Raw genomic sequence first — 24,051 nt, 5'->3', positions numbered from 1 at the left:
CTAAGCGCGCCGTGACCTAGGCCGCGCCAGCCAGCGCGAACGCCAGCCAGCGCGAACGGGCCAGGTCCATGCACCGATCGAGGATGCCGTGCCGCCGAACGGACTGAACCGGCGCTCCGTCGCCTGGATCACAGCGGAGACCATGGTCAACACGCTGCTGATGCTCGGCACCATGCTGCTGATGGCGCGGCTGGTCGGGCCCAGCGAGTTCGCCCGCGCGGCCCTGCTGATCGGGCTGGTCCAGCTGGTCAATCTCTATGTCGAGGGCTTCTTCCACGATGCCCTGATCCAGCACCGCGAGGCCGGCGAGGATGCCTTTGCGTCCGCCTTCTGGGTCGTCCAGTGGGCAGGCTTGCTCGGGCTGATGGTCGCTGCCGGCGGTTGCGCCCTGGCGGGTCCTGGATGGGCCCGGGACGCCGCGCTTCTGCTGGCGGCGGCGGCATCGCTGCCCTTCAGCGGCGCGACCGGCATCATGAATGCGCGCCTCCGCCGGGAATTCCGACACGACCGGGTCGCGCAGTCGACGATCCTCTCCCGCCTGCTGGCCGCGAGCGCCGGCATCGGCGTGGCGGCAGCCGGCGCGGGCGCCTGGGGGCTTGTCACCCAGTTCACGGTCGCGGCTGCGGCAAATGCCGCGCTGCTGGCCTGGCGGTCCGGCTGGCGGCCACGCCGCACCCTGTCGGTCGCCGCGCTGCGGCCGCTGGTCCGCTTCGCGCTGCCGAATGCGGCAATGCACACGCTGTCCGGCGCGCGGCTGCAGGGCTTCACGATGCTGGTCGCCGGGCTGCTGGGCCTGACCGCGGCCGGCTATGTGAACATGGCCTTCCGGCTGGTCACGACTCCGCAGGTTATTCTCAATCTACAGTTGATGAATCTCGGCTTTCCTGTGCTCGCCCGGCAGCAAGCGGATCGGGTGGCCCTGACCGAGGCATACCGCCTGGTCACCAAGATGGTGACGACGGCGGCGTTGCCGATCTTCGCTGGTCTCGCGCTCGTGGCTGGTGATGTCGTTCCCCTGGTGCTGGGACCTGGCTGGATGCCCAGCGTCCCGCTGCTGCAGATCCTCGCGCTCGGCGCCGCCCTGGGCTTCCTGCGGCTTGCCGGCTCCTTCCTGCTGCGGGCGTTGGGGCATGTGCGCTTCTCCTTCCACAACGCGGTCATTCAGCTGGTGCTGACGCTGGGTGGCTTGCTGCTGCTGCGGCCCTCGGACCCGGCCCAGGCGGTGGTCCTGTGGGTCCTGCCGGCCATGGTCACGGCCGCTGCGACCCTGCCCATCGTCAGGCGAGTCGCGGGCATCGACCTCACGACGCAGCTTCGGGCCGTTCTGCCATCGCTCACGGCGACGCTGGCAATGGCCATGGCCGTCCTGTCGCTGCCGCAGTTGCCGGTCGCGGCGGATCTCGTTTGCAAGGCCCTTGTTGGCGCCACGACCTTTGCCACGGCGCTGCTCCTGCTGGACCGGGATGCGCGCGACGTGGCGCGACGCTTCCTGCACCGGGCCGAAGCCCGCCCCGGCTGACGTCGACGCCGCACCTCACGACGGCGCGGCGCGCATGACACAGTCAAATTCGATTGCCGACTATCAACCTCAAGTTGTACAACTTGCGTCGGCAATCAAATAGCGGTGTGCATGTCCAGCATCCTCCCGCCCGCCAGCGGCGCGGCGCGTAACTGGCTCGTTGCAAGAAGCCCCGGCACGTTCCTCCAGGGGACCGGCGGCAACGACAACCTCAACGCCCAGGATCCCAACACGACCCTCATCGGCGGCGCCGGCGACGACACCTACGTCATCGGCTCGCCCCTGACCGGCCTGATCGAGAAGCCGGGCGACGGCATCGACACCCTGGAAATCTGGACGTCCGAGGCGATGCCCGGATACGTCCTTCCGGCAGACCTTTCGATCGAGAACATCACGCTGAACGGCACCGTCGCCGCCTGGGCGACCGGCAATGCCCTGGACAACCGCGTCACGGGGAATGCCGGTCCCAACGTGCTCGATGGCGGTGCCGGCGACGACCTGCTCACCGGCAATGGCGGCCGCGACATCTTCGTCGTCCGCGTCGGGCAGGGATCCGACACCATCACCGACTTCGCGGCGGCCGGCCCCGGCGCGGACCAGGTGCGGCTCGAGGGCACGAGTTTCCGGGACTTCGCCGATATCCGCGCCGCGCTGCGGCAATCGGGCGGGGACGCGGTCCTCGACCTCGGCGGCGGCCAGTCGCTCACGTTGCAGAATACCGCGATGGTGGGGCTGACCGCGGCGAATTTCCTCCTGCCGATCGATATCGGCACGATGGTGCAGACCTTCGCCGACGGCTTCGATACCCTGTCCCGCCGCAGCGCCGGCAGCGGCACCTGGACGACGCGCTATGTCTGGGGCGGCGACGACGCCTATCACAATGCCCTGCAGGGATCCCAGGAAGCACTGGTGGACCCCGAGTTCCGCGGCCTGCCCAACACCCAGGCGGCCGCGCCGCTCGGCCTCAACCCCTTCAGCCTGGCCAATGGCAAGCTGACGATCACGGCGTCGCCTGTTTCCGCGTCGGCGCAGCCCTATCTCGGCAACTGTGACTTCGCCTCCGGCGGCCTGACGACGGAATCCACCTTCAGCCAGACCTACGGCTACTTCGAGATGAAGGCAACCCTGCCAGCCGTGCAGGGTGCGTGGCCCGCCTTCTGGCTGCTGGCGGCCGATTTCAGCAAGCCGGCGGAGATCGACGTGCTGGAAAGCCTGGGGGTGCAGAACGGGTCCGTGCATGTGCAGACCCACGCGGCCGATGCTGCGGCGATGGATGGCGGCTGGGTCCCTGTCGGCGACATCACGCAGGAACACCGCTACGGGGTGCTCTGGACACCATATACCCTCAGCTTCCTTGTCGACGGCCAGGTCGTCCACCAGGCCGCGACCCCGGCCGACCTGAACCAGCCCATGTACATGCTGGCGACCCTGGGCATGGGCGGATCCTGGGGTGGCCAGGTCACCCCCGGCTCGACCGCCCAGATGACGATCGACCAGATCAGTGCCTGGCAGTTGCCGGAATACACCCTCGAGAAATACACCTTGCTGGAGAGCGCCGGTCCCACGCGCACCATCACGGGCAGCCGCGGTGCGGAGAGCCTGTCCGGCACGGATGCCGCCGAACTGCTGATCGGCGCGGGCGGCATCGACACCCTCGCCGGCGGCCTGGGCGACGACACCTATGTCGTTTCCGACCCGCGGACCGTCATCCTCGAACAGGCCGGCGGCGGCGTGGACACGGTGAAGTCCAGCGTCAGCTACCAGCTCCCCAATCAGGTCGAGAACCTGATCCTGACCGGTTCTGCGGCCAGCAGGGCGACCGGCAACGACCAATCCAACATCATCACCGGCAATGCCGCCAACAATCTCATCACCGGCGGCAAGGGCAACGACATCCTCAGCGGCGGCGGGGGGAATGACCAGTTCGCCATCAGCCTCAACGAAGGCTCCGACATCATCACCGACTTCTCCGCCGGCCCGGGGGCCGGGGATGTCGTCGTCCTGAACGGTTTCGCCTTCTCGAGCTTCGCCGATATCCGCGCGGCGCTGAGCCAGCACGGCGCGGATACCTGGCTAACGCTGTCGACGACGCAGACCCTGGTCTTCCGCAACCATGCCATCGGCGACTTCGTATCGGACGATTTCGCCCTGCCGCTCCGCCTGCCGGTGAGCGCCGCGTCCTTCCGCTGGTACAGCGGAACCGGTGCCGATGAGGCCTTCTATGGCACCTCGGCGCCCGAGACCTTCCAGTCGCATGGCGGCCGCGACACGCTCGCCGGTGGCCTGGGCGACGACGTCTACGAGGATCCCATTGGCGCGCTGGTGCTGGAAAAGCCGGGCGAGGGCATCGATACCGTGCGGATCTGGAGCGGCGGCGACTACACGCTTCCCGACAATGTCGAGAACCTGGTCATGGAGACCGGCGGCATCGGTCGGGGCAACAAGCTGGCCAACATGCTGATCGGCAAGGCCGGCAGCGACACGCTGATCGGTGGATCGGGCAATGACGTCCTCATCGGTGGCGCCGGCAACAATCTGCTGGATGGCGGAGCGGACCGGGACACTGCCGACTACGCCGATCTGGGCGCCGGACAGCGCCTCTCGCTCGTCGCCGATGCATCCGGCCTGCGCCTGTCCGGGGCCAATGGCCTCGGCGGAACGGACACCATCCAGGGGGTCGAGGTGATCCGCTGCGGCGCGGCCGATGACATCGTCGATGGGACCAGGCTCACCCTGGCCATCATCGTCAAGGGCGGCGCCGGCCAGGACATGCTCACCGGCGGATCGGCGACCGATGCGCTGCAGGGCGGCGATGGCGCCGATCTGCTTCGCGGCAATGCCGGTGCCGACACTCTCTGGGGCGAGGCGGGTAATGACACGCTCATCGGCGGCAGTGGCGCGGATCAGCTTGTCGGCGGCAGCGGCGCGGACCTCTTCACCTTCCTGCAGCGGTCGGACAGCATCGTCGCCGCACCCGACCTCATCCTCGATTTTTCCGTGGCCCAGGGCGACCGCATCGACCTGTCGGCCATTGATGCGGATCCGGCGGTGCCGGGGCACCAGTCGCTCGTCTGGATCGGCAATGCCGATTTCACGCCGGGCCTGGGCGGCCAGGTGCATCTGCGCCAACAGGCAGGCAGCACCTTCCTGGAGGTGAGCGGCAGCAACGGCATCGACATGGCGATCCAGTTGAAGGGACTCATCGCCCTGACGATGGCGGATCTCATCCTGTAGCCCACCGCATCGCCGCACATGTCCTGGCCGGCGAACAGTGCCGGCCGGATTCACCCTGGGCGGCAGCCCTGCGCATGACGCGCTCGTTCCCTGGCGTCGAATGCCCTCCGCGCCGTAGATGTCCTATCCTGGGCATTGCGGCATCGGGCCGCAGATGGACGAAAGGGATCGATGCTGGGTTTCCTGCGCAAGCGACCGCAGCGGAGCCTGCCGGCACAGGCCCCGGCGCGTAAGCCGGCGCCCGAGCCGCGGGTAGCGCTACGGCCGGTCGGCGAGGTCTTCACGCCGAGCCGGCCGCAGCGTGGCGGCGAGGCCTTCGTGGGGCGGGAGCCGGAGCGCGAGCGCATCCGCCAAGCGCTGGAGGAGGACCACGTCCACGTGGTCATCTATGCCGACCGCGGGCATGGCAAGACATCGCTGGCGAATTGCGTCGCGGCGGAATTGCGGGCCCGTGGCGCCATGGTCGCCCGATACGCCTGCGAGGCGGAAAGTGAGTTCGACGAGATCATGCGCGGGTTGATGCGCGACCTGCCGTCGTCCTTCCTGGCCGTGCCGACCATGGCGACCGAGGACCGCCCCGGCTGCGAGGCGGCGCTGCCCGCGGGGGAAGTGCTGCCGGCCGCCGTGGCGTCGGTGCCTCGATGGCTGGTGGCCGGACACCTCATCCTGATCGTCGACGAATTCGACCGGGTCCGCGACGAAGCCACCCGGACCCGCTTTGCCGATGTCATCAAGCGCATCTCGGACAAGGGTGCGCCGCTGTCCTTCGTGATCGTCGGCGTGTCGGCCAGCCTCGAAGCGCTGCTGGGCCGGCACCCCTCAATCCGGCGCAGCATCGCCGGGGTGAAGCTGCCGCTGATGACCGTTCCGGAAATGGAAGCCATCATCGAACTCGGCGAGCGGGATGCCGGCGTCATCTTCCTGCCGGAGGCCCGGCGCGGCGTCACCCTGCTGGCGGGGGGCGTGCCGTATCTGGTGCACCTGTTCGCGCTGCGGGCCGTGCAATCGGCACGGGCCCGCGGGGTGCGGGTCATCAGCCTGCGCGACCTGCGGGAGGCGGCCATCCGGATCGTGCGCGATTCCGAGCCGGACACCGTCGCCCGCTGCGAGGATCTGGTCCAGCAATTCGGCGTCGATGCCGTGGCAGAGTTCCTCAGCCGCTTTGCGCAGCCCGCGGGGTCGGGCGGGGACCAGGCTGGAATGACCGGCGCGGAGGTGCTGGACGCCGCCGCGCATGACCTTGATTCGGTGCTCTGGGACCGGCTGGTCGAGGTCGGTGCGCTGTTGCGCACGGACAAAGGCGGCACGGCGCTGAGCGACTCCGGCATCGGCTTCTATCTCCTGCTGCACGCCCTTTCCCTCGGCGAGGATGCGACCGAGGACGAGCGGCCGGAGGCGCGCCTCGTCGCCGGCAATTCGGGGCAGGAGGATTGGCTGGCGGAGCGCTGAGGGCCAGCAGCGGCGTCGGGACGGTCCCCACGGCGTCGGGACGATGCCGCGGCCGAAGGCGGCGTAACCTCGTGCCGCGGGCCCATCCGTGGCCATCGCGGATGAGGTTCGGGCGGGCCTCGCCCCGGTGCGACCGCGGCATGGCGTCCGGTCCGTGCCGGATGGCTGGATGGCGTGCATCGCCTTGGCGGCGCGGCGCGGGGATCCGCGGCGGCACGCAGCCCCCCCACCGCCTCGCCGGGATGGCGCAGGCACCGCCGGGGCCGATCGGATTGAGGAAGGAGCAGGAGCAGGATGCGCATTGCGGTCCATGATTATGCCGGGCATCCCTTTGAGTTCGACCTTTCGAGGGCTCTCGCCGCCCGCGGGCATACGGTCCGGCATTTCTGGTTCGGCGGGGACCAGGGCCCGAAGGGCGATACGGAGCGGCGGCCGGAGGATCCGGCCGGCTTCTCGGTGGTGCCGGTCCAGATCAGCATGGCCTACAGCAAGGACCGCTTCCTGCGCCGCGTGCTGGGCGACGTGCTCTATGGCCGCGCCGCCGCCCGCATGATCGCGGCGTTCGAGCCCGACCTGGTGATCTCCGCCAACACGCCGCTCGAAGCGCAGGGGGCGATCCAGGCGGCGGCGCGCGCCCGACGCGCCCCCTTCGTCTTCTGGCTGCAGGACTACTACAGCGTGGCCATCCGCCGCCTGCTCGGGCATCGCTGGCGCGGCGCCGGCAAGGTGGTCGCGGCGCGCTATGAACGGATGGAGGCATCGCTGCTCCGTCGCAGCGAAGGCGTGGTGCTCATCAGCGACGATTTCCGCCGCTACCTGCCATCGTCCGTCGCCGGGTCGGACCGCGTCTGCACCATCCCGAACTGGGCGCCGCTGTCCGCCCTGCCCTTGCGGCCCAAGGACAATGCCTGGGCAAGGCGCCACGGCTTCGCGGGCCACTTCGCCTTCCTCTACACCGGCACCCTGGCGCTCAAGCACAATCCGGCGCTGCTGGCCGGCCTCGCGGCCCGCATGGCCACGGACCGGGCGGTGAAGGTCGGCGTCGTCTCCTCCGGCGTCGGCTTCGAGCGCCTGAGGGCGGCAGCGCCCTCCCTGGACAACATGGCATTCCTGCCGCCCCAGCCCATGCCGGACTTCCCGGACGTGCTGGCCAGCGCCGATGTGCTGGTCGCGGTGCTGGAGGAGGATGCGGGCGAGTTCTCCGTCCCGTCCAAGGTGCTCAGCTATCTCTGCGCCGGGCGCCCCATCCTGCTCGCGGCGCCGCGCGGCAACCTGGCGACGCGGATCGTCGAGGAAGCGGGCGCGGGGCTCTGCGTCGCCCCGGGCGATGCCGCGGGATTCGAAGCGGCCGCCGTCAGGCTGCGGGAGGATGCGGCGCTACGGCAGCGCTGCGGCGCCGCCGGGCGCGCCTATGCGGAAGCGCATTTCGACATCGGCCGAATCGTCCAGCGCTTCGAGTCCTTCTTCGCCACGATCAACTGACCTCCGGCGCGGCCCAGGCCGGTGCCGTCTACGCGCCGGCGCGGGCCGAACGGCCGATGGGCGGATGGCTGGCCGGGGACGTCGCGGCCGCGGGGGCGGAGGCCGGCCGGTCGGCCAGGAGGGCTTGCTCGAGCGTTCCGGCAACCGCATCCCAGGTGAAGCGGGCAGCGCAGCGGCGCTTGAACTCCGCCAGGCGCTGCCGCAGCAGCGCGGGATCCATCGCGGCCAGTTCCGCGACATGCGCCGGGATGTCCGCGGCCGTGGCGATGCGCCGCAGGAAGAAGCGGTGATCGGGGATCTCCGCGATGTCGGCGCCGACCTCGGCGAAGGACAGCACGACCTGGTTGGCGGCGATATGGGCCAGCGTCTTCAGCTTGTGGCCCGCTTCGAACCGGTCCGTCACGATGCCGAAGCGGATGCCGTCCGCGATTTCCTCGGCCGTGGGCGGCGGCAGCGGGGGGAGGAGCCGTTCGATCTCCGCCGGCCACCCCTCGCCTCGCACCGGCAGCCGGACCGGCAGGGCGGCGTAGTCCCGTGCGAAGCGCAGGAGGTCCCGCCGCTTGGGACGCCAGTCGAAGGTGCCGGCCACGACCAGCTCGGCCCGCAGCATGGCGTCTGGCGCCAGGGGCGCCAGCGGCGGCATGCCGGGGATGGTCAGAAGGGTATGCGGCCGGGCCGGCAGGGCCCGGACATGCGCGTCGTCCGCCTTGGCCAGCGTGGCGATGGCCGCCCAGCGGTCGGGCCGGTAGGTGGCACGCTCCCAGCGCGCGGCGCCGGCGGCCAGGATCCGGGCCAGGGGATTGCGCGGGAAGATTGACCGGAGCGACCGGCTGGTGACGTTGTGCAGGACGAGCAAGGCCGGCACCGGGCCGGACGGCCGCAGCCCGTCCAGCGGCTCCCAGGACACGATGACGGCGTCCTGCGCGGCGGCGGCGGCGGCCAGCGCGGACCGGTTCGCCGCATCCTCGAACCAAGTCCGGTAGTGCGGCACCCCGCGCAGCCGGTTCAGCACCTGCCGCAGGCGGCCGAGCCGCCGGGGATGCCAGAGCGCCACCGCATGGCCGCGGGCGCGAAGCGCGGCGATGGTGCGGCGGTCGAATACCTCGTCCCCCGCCCGCTCATCCTCCGGCGCCTTGCCCACCCACAGGATCCGCATGGTGGCGTCAGGCGTCCCGCAGCAGCGCGATCACCGGATCGCGCGCGACGGCCCGCAGCCAGACGGCGAGTTCCGCCACGGCGGCACGGTCGCTGCGGCGCAGATCGACCAGCAGCACCGTCAGGTCCGCGATGCGGGCCAGCATGAAGGTTTCCGGGGACTGCGCGCCGGCGGCCGACAAGGCCACCAGATTGTAGGTGTCGTTCGCTTCCACCAGCAGGTTCTGGATGCGCGCGGTCGGCTCGAAGCCGGCGGGTTCCTGCGGCACGGCCCCGGTCCCGCGCGGCAGGATCGCCAGCCGGCTGTCCGGGTCCGGCCGCACGGCATCCCTCAGCCTCGCGGTGCCCGCCAGGACTGCGGCCAGGTCGCCGGCCGGCGCATCCGGCAGCCCGTGCTGCGGCACGGCGGGCCTCGGCCGGCTTTCGACCAGCAGCGCATTGTCGCCATCGGCCGATGCGGTCCGGCCGAAGGCCAGCGCCAGGGACGCCGCATCGGCGGGATCGGGCGATACGAAGGCGACCGTGCAGGGGGCTGCGGCGCTGCGCACATGCCAGGCCCGGCGGCGCAGCAGGCTCAGCGCATTCGCTTCCGGGCTGCTGCGGCGCTGCAGCACGCGCGCAGGCAGGCCCGCGAAGGCGCGTGCGCGATTGCCGAAGCGGCCGACCTGCAGCGGGATCACCGCCGCCACCGGAAGCTCCGTCAGCGCCGCCACCTCGTCCTCGTCCTCGAAGCCGCGATGGCCGCGGCCGCGCAGCAGAACCAGCGTGCCGCCCAGCGCCATGCCCGCCACCGTCCCCATCACGCCGCCGAGCAGGGGCTTGGGCGAGGAGGGCAGGGCCGGCGGGACCGCCTCGCTCACCAGCCGGAGCCCGGGCGCCTGCCCGCCCTTCTGCGGGTCGAGCGAGGTCAGCTCCGCCTGCTCCTGCAGGTTCTGGTAGAGCACCCGCTTCGCGTCGACCTCCTTCTCCATGTCGGCCAGGCGGTCCTGCAGCGCGCCGGCCCGGGCGGCCTCCTCGCGCGCCCTGGCAAGCTGCTGGGCGGTCGCCGCCTCCCGGTCACGGGCCGCCTGGTAGCGCGCCTGCAGCGATGCCACGGTGCGCCGCACCTCCTCGGTGATCTCGGCGCGGATCGCGGCCAGCTCAGACTGCGCGCTCTGCCGGTCCGGATGGCGCGGGCCGTAGCGGCTCTGCACCTCGCCCCATCGGCGGGCCGCCGCCGTCTCCTGGTCGCGCAGCCGCGCCATGGTGGCGGAGCCGACGACATCGGCCAGCTCGGCCGTGGCGCCCCGCCGGCTCAGCGTGGTCGCGCCCTCCCAGGCCGCCTGGGCCTGGATCCGGTCGGACGATGCCTGCGCCGCCGCCGTCGCCAACTCCTCCAGCTGCTGCTGGCCAAGGCTGCCGGCGCGCAGGGTGACCAGGCCGTTCTGCTGCCGCATCGTGCGCAGCTGTGCCTCGGCGGCATCCAGCTCGCCGCGCAGCGCCGCCATGCGGCCGCTCAGCGCGGCATTGGCGTCGCGATTGGCGCTGAGGCGGGCGGCCGACCGGTCGGCCAGGTAGCGCCGCAGCAGGGTGTTGACGAAGCCCGAAGCCTGGTTCGGGTCGGGCGATGCGAAGGTGACGGTGACAAGGAAGCTGCGCTCGTCGTGCTCGACGCGCAGGCGGCGCTGCACCTCGGCCAGCACGGCCTCCTGCTGCTCCAGCGCCGGATCGCCGCGGGTCGCCGATGGCGCGCCCAGCCAGCCCGCCAGCCAGGCCTTCACCGGCGCCAGCAGGCCCGGTGGCCGCAGCGCCGGGTTGAACACCGGGTCCTGATCCAGGCTCAGGTCCTGCGCCGCGGACCGGAGCAGCATCGGGGAGCGCAGCACGGCCGCTTCGGTCCGCACCCATGGCATGGGGTCCGGCGCCGCATCCGATGCCACCGCGCCCTGAAGCTGCGGGATGGCGAAGCGCTGCGGCTCCGCCGAGACGATGGCGCTGGCGCTGTAGCCGGGCGTCAGCCGCTTCGTCCCGGCATAGGTGATGACGCCGAGCAGGACGCCACAGCCGATGATCGCCCACCAGCCCCGCCGCAGGGTGCGGAGGAGCTGCAGGCCGTGGATGCCAGGCGGCGCGGCAGGCTGGGTGCCGAGGCCGGGAATGGCTATGTCCATCGCGGAAGGGCCTTCCATGCAGGCTGCGGGCGGGCTGGCGCGGCCGGGTTCGGGGCCCGGGCGCCGGGATGCGGCGGCTGGCTCAACAGGCGCCGCGTCCCCGCAGCACCGCCGCCGGCGTCCGCAGCAGGATCGCCAGGTCGGTCAGGATCGATTGCTCCTCGACATAGGCGAGGTCGAGCAGCACGCGGGAATCGTAGGAGGTGTCGCTGCGGCCGCTCACCTGCCAGAGACCCGTGATGCCGGGCCGCACCGAGAGATAGGCGGCCTGCGCACCGAGCCGCGCATAATGCCGCTCCAGCTCCTCCCGTACCACGGGGCGCGGACCGACGAGGCTCATATCGCCGCGCAGGACGTTGAAGAGTTGCGGCAGTTCGTCGAGCGAGGTGACCCGCAGGATGCGGCCGATGCGCGTGACGCGCGCATCGCGGGGCAGCTTGCGCTTCGTCTCCCAGGCCGCGCGCATCTGCGGGTCCTGCAGCAGGTCGGCCAGGACGCGGTCGGCTTGCGGCACCATGCTGCGGAACTTGTAGCAGCGGAAGCTGCGGCCCTGCCGCCCGACCCGGGTATGGGCGTAGAGGATCGGGCCGCCGTCCAGCGCGACGGCCGCCGCGATCAGCGCGCAGGCCGGCGTCAGCAGGACGAGCATGATCGAGGCGCCGAGCACGTCCACCAGCCGCTTGCAGGAGGTCCGCAGGATGGAGCCGGCGCGACGGGGTGGCGGCTGCTGGTCTTCCGGCCCGATCCGCGGCCAGTTCTCTGTCAGCATCGAGGACACGCGGGGATCTCCGGAAGCGGCAGCCGGCGTGGATCCCGCATGGGCCTGGCCATGCGGGATCGCCACGGCGATGCGGGCCGTCAGGCCTCGGGGCCGGGCTGGGCGAGTTCACGGACGGGCGCGCGCGGACGTGGCGCGGGCTGCACCGGCACCGGCCAGGCATCGAGCGCGGCTTCGCGCCGAACCTGCGCCTCGACCCAGGCATAGGTCCGCTCGAGGCCTTCCCGCAGCGACCGGCTGGGCGCCCAGCCCAGCGTTTCCTGCACCAGCCGGTTGTCGGAGGTGCGACCGCGCACGCCCTGCGGTCCGGGCACATGCCGCACGCTGATCCGCTTGCCGGCGATGTCGGCCACGAGCTCGACGAGCTGGTTGATGCTCACCATTTCATCGGAGCCGATATTCACCGGGCCGGGAAAGCCGGACCGCATCAGGCGCAGCGTCCCCTCCACGCATTCGTCGACATACAGGAAGGATCGCGTCTGGCGGCCATCGCCCCAGATCTCGATCTCCCCGCCGCTGCGCGCCTGCGCCACCTTGCGGCAGATGGCGGCCGGCGCCTTCTCGCGGCCGCCGGTCCAGGTGCCTTCGGGCCCGAAGATGTTGTGGTAGCGGGCGACGAAGCTCTGCAGGCCGTGGTTCCGCCGATAGGCGGAGTATATCCGCTCGCTGAAGAGCTTCTCCCAGCCGTATTCGCTGTCCGGCGCGGCAGGGTAGGCGGATGCCTCGCTGCAGACCGGATTGTCGGGATCTTCCTGGTTGTAGGCCGGGTAGATGCAGGCCGAGGATGAGTAGAAGACCCGGCCGATCTGCCGCCGGCAGCACTCATCCACCACGTTCAGGTTGATCGTGGCCGAGTTGTGCATCAGCCCCGCATCGTTCTCGCCGGTGAAGATGTAGCCGGCCCCGCCCATGTCGGCGGCGAGCTGATAAACCTCGTCGAAGGCCTGGTCGACCACCTCGCGCACCAGCAGCGGATCACGCAGGTCGCCGACGACGAAATCGTCGGCCGGGCAGGAGGAGAACTCGTTTCGCTTGAGATCAACCCCGCGGACCCAGAATCCATCCGCTTTCAACCGCTTGACCAGATGACCACCGATGAATCCACCAGCGCCACAGACAAGGGCAGTTTTTGCCATGCCTGACTTCCCCTTTATTGCAATCTAGAACTGGAAGAGTCTTTCTTGATTGGCTTTCTGATGTTTCCCGACGGCTGATCGTGATGTTATTCGCAATTGATTTGTTGCCGTTGATTTGCCGCGTATGTGGGGAAACTGCCCTGCATGCTCATGTTCTGGAAGCCGCGTTTTGGTCCATCGCTTGGTAAGGAACATCACGTCTCAGCGAAATTGCCCAATGGCGCGATGTTGCCGGAAGCAATAAACGCTCGGCGCTCACTAAAAATAATCCCGAGATTGAAATAATATTCAGCTGCTTTACTTGAAGGCGTCGACTCGGATCTGCACGGACCCGGCTGGCAGGGATTTTGGCTGGCGGCACGGCTTGTCCTGCCGTCGGCCGGGCGCGATAGGACGACCATGCGAAGGGCAAGCAGTTCCTGGCCTGCGGCAAGCCTGCCCAGGCCAGACCGCAGCGCGCGCGACGCCTGGCTGCTCAGGCTCGGCGTCTGGCAGATGGGCATTGCGATCTACCTGCAGAAACTCGCCATCCCCGGCAGCGGCCGCTCGGCCTCCGTCGCCATGCTGCTGTTCATGGCGTGCCTCATGCTGGGCCATGTGGTGGGCGCCTTCGCGCTCGATGCGCGGCGGCTGCTGCTCTATTTCCTCTTCTGCGCGGTGGTCCTGCTGTCGCAGGCGACGCAGCCGGAGATCTCGCTCGCCAGCATGGTGCTGCTGCTGCTGCTCTATGCGCAGCTTGTCTTCCGCGCCGACATGGGCGCGGCGCTGCATCGCCGCTATCTCCGGGCCTACCAGTCGCTGATGGTGCCGCCCGCGCTGGTCGCCCTGCTGCAGCTCGCCTGGCAGTTCGCCTTCGGCTTCGGCCGGACGCTGAGCATCGAGGACGTGCTGCCCCGCGACCTGCTGCTGTCCGGCTTCTATTACGAGGCGCCGCTGTTCTTCGGCACCCTGTTCGTCCGGCCGAACGGCTATGTCTTCCTAGAACCCTCCTTCCTGTCCGCCTTCCTGGCCTGTGCGCTGCTGACCGAGTTGTGCGTCTTCCGGCGATGGCGCTTCGTCCTGCTCTACGCGGCCGCGCTGGTCGGGTGCCTGGGCGGCACCGGCGCCTTGATGGCGGTGCTCGGGGCGCCGTTCGTGCTGGCCCGCCTGCCGCCGCGTCAGCGGCTCGTGGTGATGTTCGCCGCGGCCATCGTCCTGATCGGCCTGGTCGCCTGGAAGGGCGAGTTCCTGCTGATGCGCCTGGAAGGCTTCAGCGTCCAGGGCAGCAGCGAGCGGGGGCGCGTCATCCAGCCCGCCATGCAGCTGCTGCATCTGCTGGGCGAGGAGAATGGCTTCTTGCTCGGTCGCGGCGCCGGCCAGGTGGAGGACGGCATCGCCAGCTGGCCGGTCGTCAAGCTGCTGTGGGAATACGGGGTGCTTGCCGTCATCGCCTTCCTCGCCCTGATGCAGCGCGCGGTGACGTGGCGGCTCAACCCCTGGCTGGTGCTGCCGCTGATGGTGGTGTTCCACCTGACCGGCGGCTACCTGCTGAACCCGGTGGCGGTGATGCTGCTGATCATCTTCTGCACGCTGCCGACGCCGGCGGATGCGGCATCGCCGGGCCGCCACGCGGCCGCGCGATGACGGCGGGCGATCCAGGACGCAAGGGCCGGGGTCTGGCCCGCGACGGTCGGCGGCCGCGGCGCGGGCCTTTCGGGCGTCCCGGATCACCGCCGCCCGCGCGATGGCGGGACGGGGCCACGGGCCCGGCGGGGGGCGGTTGTCCAGGGGCGGATGACGTCCCCTCGCGCTCGACGCGTGTCGGATCGAACCCGCGAGCCGGGCCGCCTCCCCCGCCGCTTCGGCGCGGCAGGGTCACGCGCTCGATGCCCGATCCTCGTTCCGCGCCCTGCCCGGGCCCTTGGCGGCGGGGCGTGACCGCGTCCGCCGCAGGTCGGCATCGGCCAGCCTCGCGGCCGGCGACGGTGCCAGTTCGCGACCCTATCAGTGGAGTCGGATGCATGCTCCGCGGGAACGTGTGGCCGCGGTGGCGGGCGAAGACACGGCCCGGGTCCAGTGACCGGGCACGGCGGCGCACGCGATGCTAGGGCGCGGTCTTAGGCTGGGAAGGGGTGGTGGAGCTGAGCGGGATCGAACCGCTGGCCTCGTCATTGCGAACGACGCGCTCTCCCAACTGAGCTACAGCCCCTTAGCCACCGCCGCGGGATGGGGCACCGCGGGGAGCGCGGATTTGCCCTGCGACGCGGGGAGAGTCAAGCACCGTGGCAAGCTTGCCGCCGAAAGGCCGGAACACTAGTTTCCGGCCGCGTTTTGGCGGGGTCGGCGGATGTTCCTGGATGTGGTGTTCTTCCTCGCGGGCGCGGTGCTCGACCTGCTCTGGTGGGCGGTCCTGCTCGCGGTCGTCATCCAGCTGCTGATCCAGTTCGGCATCCTCGATACCCGCAACCGCCTCGTCTGGACCGTGTCGGACTTCCTGTACCGGGTCACCGAACCGCTCTTCGGCCGGGTGCGGCGGGTGATCCCGAATTTCGGCGCGCTGGACCTTTCCCCCCTGGTGGTGCTGCTGGGCATCACCGCCTGCCAGTTGCTGCTGGGCGCCATCCGGAACTACCTGCTGCTGGGCGGGATGTATTTTTGAAGCCCTGGTGGCGGCCTGAAACCGGCGGCGTCCTGGTGCGGGTGAAGGTCCAGCCCAGGGCAAGGCGCCCCGGGCTGCAGGGCTTGGCCGACGCCGCGGATGGCCCCCGCCTGAGGCTCGCCGTGGCCGCGGCGCCGGAGGATGGCCGCGCCAACCGCGCGGTCTGCGACGCGCTGGCCGAGGCGCTGGGCGTTGCGCCATCGGCAGCGACGGTCGCGCAGGGCCCGGCGGCACGGGAGAAGACCATCTTCGTCGCCGGCGACCCCGACGCGCTGGCCCAAAGGCTGGAGACCCTGGCATGAGCGCGCGGATCATCGACGGCAAGGCGGTGGCGGAACGGCTGCGGGCCGGCCTCGCCGCCCGGGTCACCGCCCTGCCCTTCCGCCCGGGTCTGCGGGTGGTCCGCGTGGGCGACGACCCGGCCAGTGGCGTCTATGTGCGGAACAAGGACAAGGCGGCCGCCGCCGCGGGCTTCGACAGCGCCACCATTCAGCTGCCGGCCGTAACCACCGAGGCCGAACTGCTCGCATTGGTCGGTCGGCTGAACGACGACCCGGCGGTGGACGGCATCCTGGTCCAGTTGCCGCTGCCGCGGCAGATCCGGCAGGACGCGGTCATCGCCGCCATCGACCCGGCCAAGGACGTGGACGGCTTCCATGCGGTCAATGCCGGCCTCCTCGCCACGCAGCAGCCGGGCCTGGTCCCCTGCACGCCGAAGGGGTGCCTGCACCTGCTGCGGGAGGCCGGCGCGAGCCTGGCCGGCGCCCGCGCCGTGGTGCTGGGCCGCAGCCAGATCGTCGGCCGGCCGATGGCGCAGTTGCTGCTGGCGGCCGACTGCACGGTCACCATCGTGCATTCCCGCACCCGCGACCTGCCGGCGGAATGCCGCCGCGCCGAGATTCTGATCGCCGCGGTCGGCCGGCCGGAGATGGTGCGCGGCGACTGGGTGGCGGACGGCGCGATCGTCATCGATGTCGGCATCAACCGCCTGCCGGATGGCCGGCTGGTGGGCGACGTCGCCTTCGCCGAGGCGGCGGCACGGGCCGAGGCCATCACCCCGGTGCCGGGCGGGGTCGGGCCGATGACCATCGCCTGCCTGCTGGAGAACACGCTGGAGGCGGCGCTGCGCCGCCGCGGCGTCGCCGGTTGATGCCCGCCGCCGCATGCCGTGGCCGGCGGCCGGCCAGGATGGCCGGCCACGCCGGCGTCGAGCCCGCCGGCTGGCAGGCGACCCCGGCCGGCACCGGGCCGACCACCGGCCATCGCGGCCGATGACCTCCGGCACGATCCTGCACCGGGTGCTGCAGGCGGTTGGGGTGCTGGCCCTGCTCCTCTGCGCCCAACTGGCCTGGGGCGCCACGCCCTGGGGCGGGGAGGGCTGGTCGCGCGCCCGGATGCTCTATGCCGGCGCCGGCGCGGTTTCCGCCCTCGCGCTCGTCGCCATCGGCGGCATCGGCATCGCCCTGGCGCGGGCAGAGGCGCAGCGGGCGGCGCTGGAACGGCGGCTGGCGGAGATGCAGGCGATGCTGGCCGATCTGGCACGGCGGTCCCCGCCCGGCTGACCGGCCGCTGCGGCGGCAGCCATCGCCACCCGCCCTGCGTTGCCGGCCCCGCGCTGCACGGCAGCACCGGGCGGCGGCCGGTCCAGTGCCCCGGTGGCGGGATCGCCGCTGATCCCAGTCCCGCCCCCCCGGGTGGGGCGACCGCAAGCGCGGGCGGCAGGCGCGGAAGGCCGCCAGCGCCGTGCCGCCCGATGAAGTGTCAGGCAGGGGTCGTCCGGCCGGGGGCCTGAGTCCCTCCGCGACCCATCGAAGGGAGGAAGGCCGGGATGGCGGGGCTCGGCCTCGGGCTGCTCTTCGTGGCGATCTGGGCCAGTGCCTTCACCGCCGCGCGGGTGGTGGTGCTGGACTGGCCGGCGCTCTGGGGCCTGGCAGCGCGCTTCGCCCTGGTGATGCCGGTGCTGCTGGCCATCCTGGCCTGGCGCGGGGCCGCCTGGCCGGGCCGCGGCGACGCCGCGCGGCTGGCCGCCATGGGACTGCTCGGCACCGGCCTCTACCTCGCGGCCACCTGGGAAGCCTCCACCCACCTGCCCTCCGGGCTGGTGGCGCTGCTGGCCGCCACCGCGCCGCTCTTCGTCGCGGTCGGGGAAGCGGCGCTGCTCCGCCAGCGCATCCCGCCCCGGGCCTGGGCCGGGCTGGCGCTGGGCTGGCTGGGCGTCGCCATCCTGGGCGCCGGGCGCGGCGCCGGCGATGCCCTCACCGGTGCCGCGCCCGGCACCGCCTTGGGCGTGGCACTCGCCCTCGGCGGCGCGCTCTGCCAGGCGGGCGGGCTGCTGGCCTTCGCGCCGGCGCGGCGGCGGCTGGACCCCTGGCTGGCGAATGCGGCGCAGACCGGCGTCGCCGCCGCCACGCTGTTGGTGCTGGCGGCGGCGGTGGAGCCGGCCCTGCCCGGTCCGCCCGGCCCGGCGGTGCTGGCCGGCCTGGCCTGGAGCGTGCTGCTGGTGGGGGTGGGCGGCTATGCCCTCTACTTCGTAATGCTGGAACGCCTGCCGCCCGCGACGGCGGCGGCGCTGCAGCTTCTTGCCCCGCCCGTGGCCGCGCTGTTCGGCTGGGCCCTGCTGGGGGAACGCTTGGCGGCCAGCGACCTGATGGGCGGGGCCGTCACCCTGGGCGGCCTCTGGCTGCTCCTGGGCGCCCGGCGCTGATCCAGCCGGCGGTCCGCCGGCCGGGCCGCCAGGCGGCGCGGCGTTAACCGCGTCGAAATCCGCCGGTGCCACGGAAGCAGCCGACGACCCCCGGCCCTGGATCCGCCATGCTGCAGCATCTTTCCATCCGCGCCCTGCTCGGCGCCACGCTCGGCCTTTCGGCCCTCCTCCTGCTCGGCTTCAGCGGCGATATCCTGCTGTCCGCCCGGCGCCATCTTTCCGATGCCACCCAGGTCAGCCGCACGGCGGAGGTGGTGCGGCACCTCTTCGCCACGGCCGCCGCCCTGCGGCTGGAGCGGGGCGAGGCGATCATCGCCCTGAACGCCCAGGCCCCCTCCCCCGAGAATCCGCGCGTCCTGGCCGCCCGGCGGCGGGCCGAGCCGGCGGCGGCCGCCGCCTGGGCGGCGCTGCAGGCGGCCGGCTTCGCCGAGGACGCGACGCGGCTCGCGGCCGAGCATGCGCGGGTGGCGGCGCTGCGGCAGCGGGTGGACGCGGCGCTGCGCCTGCCGAAGGACCAGCGGGACGCGGGCCTGACGAAGGAATGGGGCGATGCCGCCATCGGCCATATCGGCAACCTGCTAGCGACGACCGAGGCGCGGGAGAACGGCATCCTGCTCGGCCAGCCGATGGTGGACATGATGGTCGGGCTGCGGCGGCAGGCCTGGTCGCTTCGCCTCGCGCTCGGCAACAAGCTCCTCGGCATGCTCAGCGCCATGTCGGCCGGCCGCGGCTGGACCCCGGCGGAATCCGCCACCCTGCTGGCCGAAGCCGGGCAGGTCGCCGGCGCCTGGTCGGCGCTGGCCCGCGCCGCGTCCCTGCCGGTGCTGCCGCCCGCGGTGCGGGACGCGATCGATAAGGCGCGGCCGCTGATCGAGGGCGCGTTGGCGGCGGAACGCAACGCGGCGGTCGAACCGCTCGCCGCCGGGCGGATGCCGGAAGGCATCGTTGTGACGGCCTTCCAGGACCGGCAGGTGGCCAGCCTGACGGCGATCGAGGCCATGGCCTTCGCCGCGGTGGACGCCATGGTCGCGGCGGCGCGGATGGAGGAGGCATCGGCCTGGCGCCGCCTCATCCTCGGCCTGCTGCTGCTAGCGGTGGCGCTGGCGGTCGGGCTGGGCGGCATGCTGGCGGCGCGCGGCCTCGTCATCCGGCCCATCGCGGCCATGACGGAGGCGATGTCGCGGCTCGCCGCCGGCGACCGGACGGTGGCGGTGCCGGCGGCGGACCGGCGGAACGAGGTCGGCGCCATGGCGCGTGCCGTGCAGGTCTTCCGCGACGGGCTGGTGGAGGCCGACCGGATGGCCGAGCGGGAACGGGCCGAACAGGCCGCGCAGCGGCAGCGGGCGGAACGGCTGGCCGCCCTGACCGCCGCCTTCGAGGCCGAGGCGGGCCGACAGACCGATGCCCTGGCGGCCGCGGCGGCGGCGCTGGAGCGGCAGGCAGCCGCCATGACCGGCGTCGCCGGCCGCAGCACGGAGCAGTCGGTCGCCATCGCCGCCGCGGCAGGGTCGGCCAATGAGGGGGTGCAGTCCGTCGCCTCGGCCTGCGAGGAGTTGGCCGCCTCCGTCTCCGAGATCACCCGGCAGGTCGGCCAGGCGCATGACGTCATCCGCAGCGCGGTGACGGAGGCGGAGCGGAGCGACCGCGTGGTGCGGGACCTGGCCGAGGGCGCCGGCCGGATCGGCGAGGTGGTGACGCTGATCCGGCAGATCGCCGGCCAGACCAACCTGCTGGCGCTGAATGCGACGATCGAGGCGGCGCGCGCCGGCGAGGCCGGCAAGGGCTTCGCCGTGGTGGCGGGGGAGGTGAAGACCCTCGCGGCCCAGACCGCCAAGGCGACCGAGGAGATCGGCGGGCAGATCGGCCAGATCCAGTCGGCGACCGGGGATGCGGTGACGGCCATCCAGGGCATCGCCGCCACCGTGGCGCGGGTCAGCGAGATCGCCGGCAGCATCGCCGCGGCGGTGGAGGAACAGGCGCGCGCCACCCAGTCGATCAGCGGCGACGTGCAGGGCGTGGCGGTAGGGACCGGGGCGGTGACCGGACGGATCGGGGAGGTCAGCGCGCTGGCCGACCAGACCGGGCAGTCCGCCACCCAGGTGCTCGACGCGTCCTCCCAGCTGTCGCGGCAGGCAACGGCGATCCGGGAAGCGGTGGACCGCTTCCTGCGGGACGTGAAGGCGGCCTGACGCGCCTGGCCGCGCGATGGCCCCGGGACGGCGGGCAGCCGCGCGCCGTCCCGGGGCACCGTCCCGCCGCCGGGGCCGGCTAGTTGCCGGAATAGTCGGCGGCATCGGTGCCGTCGCCGCCGTCCAGGGTATCGTTGCCGCCCCCGCCGATCAGCGTGTCGTTGCCGCCCAGGCCGAGCAGCCTGTCATTGCCGGCGAGGCCGTTGAGCCGGTCGTCCGCGACGGCGTCGCCGGTCAGCGTGTCGTTGCCGGACGTGCCGTTGAGGTTGGCCATCGCCTGGGGGGGGGGTCGCCACGCCGCCACCATGGCGGTTCCAGCCCCATCCGTTACCAGACCCGGCCGGCGGGCGGAACCTACCGGCGGTTGTGGGGGACGGCCCCGCTCCGCCTGCCGGCCGGGGTGGCCATCCGGCGCCCGTTCAGCGCGGCAGGGCCGCCTCGCGCATCGCCTCGGCGACCGCCCGGTCGCGCGCATCCCCGCTCGCGGCCAGCCCGGCCACCGCGCCGGCGCGGTCCTCCGCCGCCCGGTTCTGGCTGAGCTTGCGCTTGCCTTCCAGCCGCTCGATCCGCAGCGAAAGGCCGACGATGCCCTTCAGCTGCGCAGCGACGAAGGGAGCCGGTGCGTCGCTCACCGCCCAGGGTCGGGGCTGCGCCGCCTCCTGTTGCTGCGTCAGCAGGGAGACGATGGCGTGCAGCCGGGCCGGGTCCTCGATGATCTCGAGCGGGCCCTCGGCATGCACCGCCTCGTAATTCCAGGTCGGCACGACCCGGTGGTGCTCGGCCTTGGACGGGTACCAGTTGGGCGAGACATAGCCTTCCACCCCCTGGAAGATGGCCAGCGCCCGGCCGGCGCCGCGCAGGGCCTGCCAGTGCGGGTTGGCGCGGGCAAGGTGGCCGAGCAGCACCCCGTCCTCCTCCACCAGGGTCATCGGCAGGTGGGTGATCTCCGGTACGCCGCCCGCGCCATTCGAGGCGAGGATGGCCAGGCGGGCCTGGCGGATGATGGCGAAGAGGATATCCGGGCGATCCTCCCGGAAGGCGGGCGGGGTGTACATCGGGCAATGCTGCCGTAACGGCCCGGCCCGTCGCAACGCCGCTGCGCGCGGGGCGGGGTTGCGCGCAGCGAAGGATCGGCGGGGGCTGCGGGCGGCGGGGGCGCCCGCAGCGTCAGGCCAGCCAGCCTCCCCTCGGCCCTTGGGGGTCGAGGCCCCAACGAGTCAACGGTCGGGCTTGCCCGAGTCCTTCTCCGTCTGCATGGCCGCCGCCTCGGTCTGCGCCCGGTCCTCGCCGCCATAGCCTCCCTTCGGCACCGCCTCGCCCGCATTGCCGGCCTCCGGGGTCTTCTGCCGGTCCGGGGCGCCGTTGCTCTTCTCCTGCTCGGTCCAGCCCGGCTCGCCGGTACCCTTGCCCGGCCCTTCGCGTGGTCCCTTGTCCGTCGTCCCGGCCATGCATTCCTCCTGTTCGGTCCGATGGCGGAACGCCGGGGTCGGTCGGCGGTTCCGGCGGACCCCGGCCCGCGCCGCCCAGACAGGCTGGCGCGGCAGCGGCCGGAGAGGACGGGTGCGCCACCCGCCGCCGCTTGACGCGGCGGAGCGCACCGGGAAAGCCTGCCCGGAACCCAGGGGAAACCGAGCCATGCCGGATCGCCGCCGCCTCCTCGCCGCCGCCCTGCCGTTGCTCGCCCTGCCCAGGCTGGCCCGGTCGCAGGCCACCTGGCCGGACCGGCCGGTGCGGGTGATCGTCGCCTTCGCGCCCGGCGGCCAGTCCGACACCGTCATCCGCCTGATGGCGCCGCGGATGCAGGAATCCCTCGGCCAGTCCCTGGTGGTGGAGAACCGGCCGGGCGGTGGCGGCTCGCTCGCCGGCGCGCTGGTCGCGCAGGCCCCGGCGGATGGCTACACCCTGCTGTTCGACAGCTTCGGCTTCCTGATCGTGCCCTTCCTGGTCAAGGGGATGACCTACGATCACGAGAAGGCCTTCGTCCCGGTCGCCCAGGCGGTCTCGGCGCCCTACCTGCTGGTGGTCAAGCGCGGCTTCCCCGCGAAGACGCTGGCCGAGTTCATCGCCCAGGCGAAGAAGAACCCCGGCATAAGCTACGGCACGCCCGGCACCGGCACGGTCGGGCACCTGGCAGGCGCGCTGCTGGCGAGCCGGGCCGGAATCCAGCTGGAGCACATCCCCTATCGCGGCGGCGCCGACAGCGCGCGGGACCTGGCCGCCGGCACGCTGGACGCCGCCATCGGCACCATCAACAGCTTCCGGCCGCTGATCGAGGATGGACGGGCCGTCGGCATCGCCCTGACCAGCGGGGAGCGACGCGGCAGCCTGAACCTGCCGACCATCGCCGAGAGCGGCTTCCCCGGCTACGACCTGACGAGCTGGAACGGGTTCTTCGCGCCGGCGGGCACGCCGGCGCCCGTGCTCGCCCGGGTGGAAGCGGCGGCGCGTCATGCCCTGGCGGATGCGGCGGTACGGCAGCGCCTGGCGGTGGCGGGCAATGACCCGGCGGTGGAGGGCAGCGAGGCCTTCGCCGCCCGGATCCGGCGCGAGCGCGAGGTGGTGCGCCAGATCGTGCAGGAGACGGGGATCAAGCCGGAATAGGGGCGGACGCCGCGACGGCCCGGAAGGCTGGCGGCGCCCGACACGGGGCGCCGATGCGGGTGGCGCGCGCCAGGGCCGGCGCGGCGGACCGGCCAGGCGGGATCCCGGCGCATGGCCGGGCTCCGGCGCCCGGCGTCAGGCGGCGCCGTCGTCCGGGATGTTCAGCAGCCGGCCGCAGGCCTTGCAGTGCACCGCATCCGGCTCATGCCGCTGCAGCCCACAGGCGGGGCAGGGATGCCGCACCTTCACCGGCCGGAACAGCGCCTGCGCCAGCCGCAGGAACAGTGTGACGCCAGCCAGCATGATGACGACCGAGAGTAGCCGCCCCGTGGTGCCCGGCAGGGTGATGTCGCCGAAGCCCGTGGTCGTCAGCGTGGTGACGGTGAAGTAGAGCGCATCGGCATAGTTGCGGATGCCGGGGTTGGTGCGGTGCTGCGTCTCGAAGACCAGGCCGCTCATCACGAAGAGGAAGACGCCGAGCTGCGCGGCGGCGAGCACCGCCTCCTCGTTCTGGCGGAAGAAGGGCAGGTCGCTGCGCAAGGTGCCGATCAGCCGCACCGAATGCAGCAGCCGCAGGGTGCGCAGCACGCGGAGGAAGCTGGCCGCGCCCGGCAGCAACGGCGCCAGCAGCAGGGAAACGATGGCGGCGAGGTCGGCGAGGTTCAGCGGCTGCGCCAGCGTCCGCAGCGGCACGCCGCTGGCCGCGATGCGCAGCGCGAATTCGGCGAGCAGCACGAGGCCGAGCAGCACGTCCACCGTCAGCACCCAGGGCGTGACCGGCAGGAAGGAGGCGAGGATGATCCAGCCGACGCTGAGCAAATCGAGGCCGAGCAGCGCGTAGCGGAAGCGCCGGGCCTCGGGCGTCGTCGCCTCATAGAGATGCCGCAGCATGGCCCGCAGGCCGTGCCGGCGCGCCAGGTCCCGCACCCGGCTACCGCCGGCCGCCGCCGGGGGCGAGGATCGCTGCGCCGGCACCGGCGGGCCGCCGCCCGGCGGCGCGGGCGGCAGGCCCGGAT

General features: G+C 72.2%; 20 protein-coding genes and 1 tRNA gene. 12 read left to right on the top strand and 9 right to left on the bottom strand.

Annotated elements, in window-relative coordinates:
* Positions 1 to 88 precede the first annotated feature (88 nt).
* The 4 genes from E2C05_RS07495 to E2C05_RS07480 all read left to right on the top strand — a co-directional run bounded on the left by E2C05_RS07495 (position 89) and on the right by E2C05_RS07480 (position 7,684).
* Entirely contained in the window at positions 89 to 1,519 is a 1,431-nt protein-coding gene (locus E2C05_RS07495) for an oligosaccharide flippase family protein (protein WP_275670494.1), read from the top strand.
* A gap of 111 nt (positions 1,520 to 1,630) precedes the next feature.
* A complete protein-coding gene (locus E2C05_RS07490) occupies positions 1,631 to 4,753 on the top strand; it encodes a family 16 glycosylhydrolase (RefSeq protein ID WP_133218992.1) in 3,123 nt (1,040 codons plus the stop codon).
* A gap of 171 nt (positions 4,754 to 4,924) precedes the next feature.
* Positions 4,925 to 6,202 carry an ATP-binding protein gene (locus E2C05_RS07485; RefSeq protein WP_133218991.1) on the top strand — a complete coding sequence of 426 codons (1,278 nt, stop codon included), beginning with the start codon at positions 4,925 to 4,927 and terminating at the stop codon, positions 6,200 to 6,202.
* A 294-nt stretch (positions 6,203 to 6,496) separates the two neighbouring features.
* On the top strand, positions 6,497 to 7,684 hold the full coding sequence (locus tag E2C05_RS07480) for a glycosyltransferase family 4 protein (protein ID WP_133218990.1): 1,188 nt from the start codon (positions 6,497 to 6,499) through the stop codon (positions 7,682 to 7,684).
* A gap of 28 nt (positions 7,685 to 7,712) precedes the next feature.
* Here the strand turns inward: E2C05_RS07480 and E2C05_RS07475 are convergent, their stop codons facing one another.
* The 4 genes from E2C05_RS07475 to E2C05_RS07460 all read right to left on the bottom strand — a co-directional run bounded on the left by E2C05_RS07475 (position 7,713) and on the right by E2C05_RS07460 (position 12,903).
* A complete protein-coding gene (locus E2C05_RS07475) occupies positions 7,713 to 8,840 on the bottom strand; it encodes a hypothetical protein (protein ID WP_133218989.1) in 1,128 nt (375 codons plus the stop codon).
* A 7-nt stretch (positions 8,841 to 8,847) separates the two neighbouring features.
* A complete protein-coding gene (locus E2C05_RS07470; RefSeq protein ID WP_158291993.1) occupies positions 8,848 to 10,989 on the bottom strand; it encodes a GumC family protein in 2,142 nt (713 codons plus the stop codon).
* Positions 10,990 to 11,071: 82 nt separating this feature from the next.
* Positions 11,072 to 11,758, bottom strand: coding sequence for a sugar transferase (locus tag E2C05_RS07465; protein ID WP_133219014.1), 687 nt, complete (start codon positions 11,756 to 11,758; stop codon positions 11,072 to 11,074).
* A gap of 89 nt (positions 11,759 to 11,847) precedes the next feature.
* On the bottom strand, positions 11,848 to 12,903 hold the full coding sequence (locus E2C05_RS07460; protein WP_133218987.1) for an NAD-dependent epimerase/dehydratase family protein: 1,056 nt from the start codon (positions 12,901 to 12,903) through the stop codon (positions 11,848 to 11,850).
* A gap of 495 nt (positions 12,904 to 13,398) precedes the next feature.
* Between E2C05_RS07460 and E2C05_RS07450 the strand changes: the two genes are divergently transcribed.
* Positions 13,399 to 14,526, top strand: coding sequence for a hypothetical protein (locus E2C05_RS07450; protein ID WP_133218985.1), 1,128 nt, complete (start codon positions 13,399 to 13,401; stop codon positions 14,524 to 14,526).
* 489 nt (positions 14,527 to 15,015) lie between these two features.
* Here E2C05_RS07450 and E2C05_RS07445 read toward each other — a convergent pair.
* A tRNA-Ala gene (locus tag E2C05_RS07445) sits at positions 15,016 to 15,091 on the bottom strand.
* A 138-nt stretch (positions 15,092 to 15,229) separates the two neighbouring features.
* Between E2C05_RS07445 and E2C05_RS07440 the strand changes: the two genes are divergently transcribed.
* The 6 genes from E2C05_RS07440 (at position 15,230) to E2C05_RS07415 (ending at position 20,434) form a co-directional block, all read left to right on the top strand.
* A complete protein-coding gene (locus tag E2C05_RS07440) occupies positions 15,230 to 15,541 on the top strand; it encodes a YggT family protein (RefSeq protein WP_133218984.1) in 312 nt (103 codons plus the stop codon).
* Between the two features lie 35 nt (positions 15,542 to 15,576).
* Entirely contained in the window at positions 15,577 to 15,843 is a 267-nt protein-coding gene (locus tag E2C05_RS07435; protein ID WP_240046632.1) for a DUF167 domain-containing protein, read from the top strand.
* Positions 15,840 to 16,691 carry a bifunctional methylenetetrahydrofolate dehydrogenase/methenyltetrahydrofolate cyclohydrolase FolD gene (gene folD / locus E2C05_RS07430; protein ID WP_133218982.1) on the top strand — a complete coding sequence of 284 codons (852 nt, stop codon included), beginning with the start codon at positions 15,840 to 15,842 and terminating at the stop codon, positions 16,689 to 16,691. The genes E2C05_RS07435 and folD overlap by 4 nt, the downstream gene beginning before the upstream one ends.
* 121 nt (positions 16,692 to 16,812) lie before the next feature.
* Complete coding sequence (locus tag E2C05_RS07425; protein ID WP_133218981.1) at positions 16,813 to 17,103, top strand: hypothetical protein; 291 nt, start codon at positions 16,813 to 16,815, stop codon at positions 17,101 to 17,103.
* Between the two features lie 266 nt (positions 17,104 to 17,369).
* A complete protein-coding gene (locus E2C05_RS07420) occupies positions 17,370 to 18,245 on the top strand; it encodes a DMT family transporter (protein ID WP_133218980.1) in 876 nt (291 codons plus the stop codon).
* A gap of 107 nt (positions 18,246 to 18,352) precedes the next feature.
* The gene (locus E2C05_RS07415; protein ID WP_133218979.1) at positions 18,353 to 20,434 is read left to right on the top strand and encodes a methyl-accepting chemotaxis protein; all 2,082 of its coding nucleotides are present in this window, start codon (positions 18,353 to 18,355) and stop codon (positions 20,432 to 20,434) included.
* Positions 20,435 to 20,513: 79 nt separating this feature from the next.
* On the opposite strand, the gene E2C05_RS34580 is transcribed toward E2C05_RS07415, so the two are convergent.
* The 3 genes from E2C05_RS34580 to E2C05_RS07400 form a co-directional block, all read right to left on the bottom strand.
* Positions 20,514 to 20,708, bottom strand: coding sequence for a calcium-binding protein (locus E2C05_RS34580; protein WP_133218978.1), 195 nt, complete (start codon positions 20,706 to 20,708; stop codon positions 20,514 to 20,516).
* A gap of 145 nt (positions 20,709 to 20,853) precedes the next feature.
* Positions 20,854 to 21,489 (bottom strand): FMN-binding negative transcriptional regulator, encoded by a 636-nt coding sequence (locus E2C05_RS07405; RefSeq protein ID WP_133218977.1) that lies wholly within the window; start codon positions 21,487 to 21,489, stop codon positions 20,854 to 20,856.
* Positions 21,490 to 21,651: 162 nt separating this feature from the next.
* Complete coding sequence (locus E2C05_RS07400) at positions 21,652 to 21,882, bottom strand: hypothetical protein (protein ID WP_133218976.1); 231 nt, start codon at positions 21,880 to 21,882, stop codon at positions 21,652 to 21,654.
* A 187-nt stretch (positions 21,883 to 22,069) separates the two neighbouring features.
* Between E2C05_RS07400 and E2C05_RS07395 the strand changes: the two genes are divergently transcribed.
* A complete protein-coding gene (locus E2C05_RS07395) occupies positions 22,070 to 23,035 on the top strand; it encodes a Bug family tripartite tricarboxylate transporter substrate binding protein (RefSeq protein ID WP_158291992.1) in 966 nt (321 codons plus the stop codon).
* Positions 23,036 to 23,170: 135 nt separating this feature from the next.
* On the opposite strand, the gene E2C05_RS07390 is transcribed toward E2C05_RS07395, so the two are convergent.
* On the bottom strand, positions 23,171 to 24,051 hold an 881-nt coding region (locus tag E2C05_RS07390; RefSeq protein ID WP_205082759.1), incomplete at its 5' end, for a potassium channel family protein.

Origin of the sequence: Paracraurococcus ruber, from assembly GCF_004353985.1 — a bacterium.
GTDB classification, from domain to species: Bacteria; Pseudomonadota; Alphaproteobacteria; order Acetobacterales; family Acetobacteraceae; genus Paracraurococcus; species Paracraurococcus ruber.
This window is presented reverse-complemented; position numbering and strand designations above follow the sequence as displayed.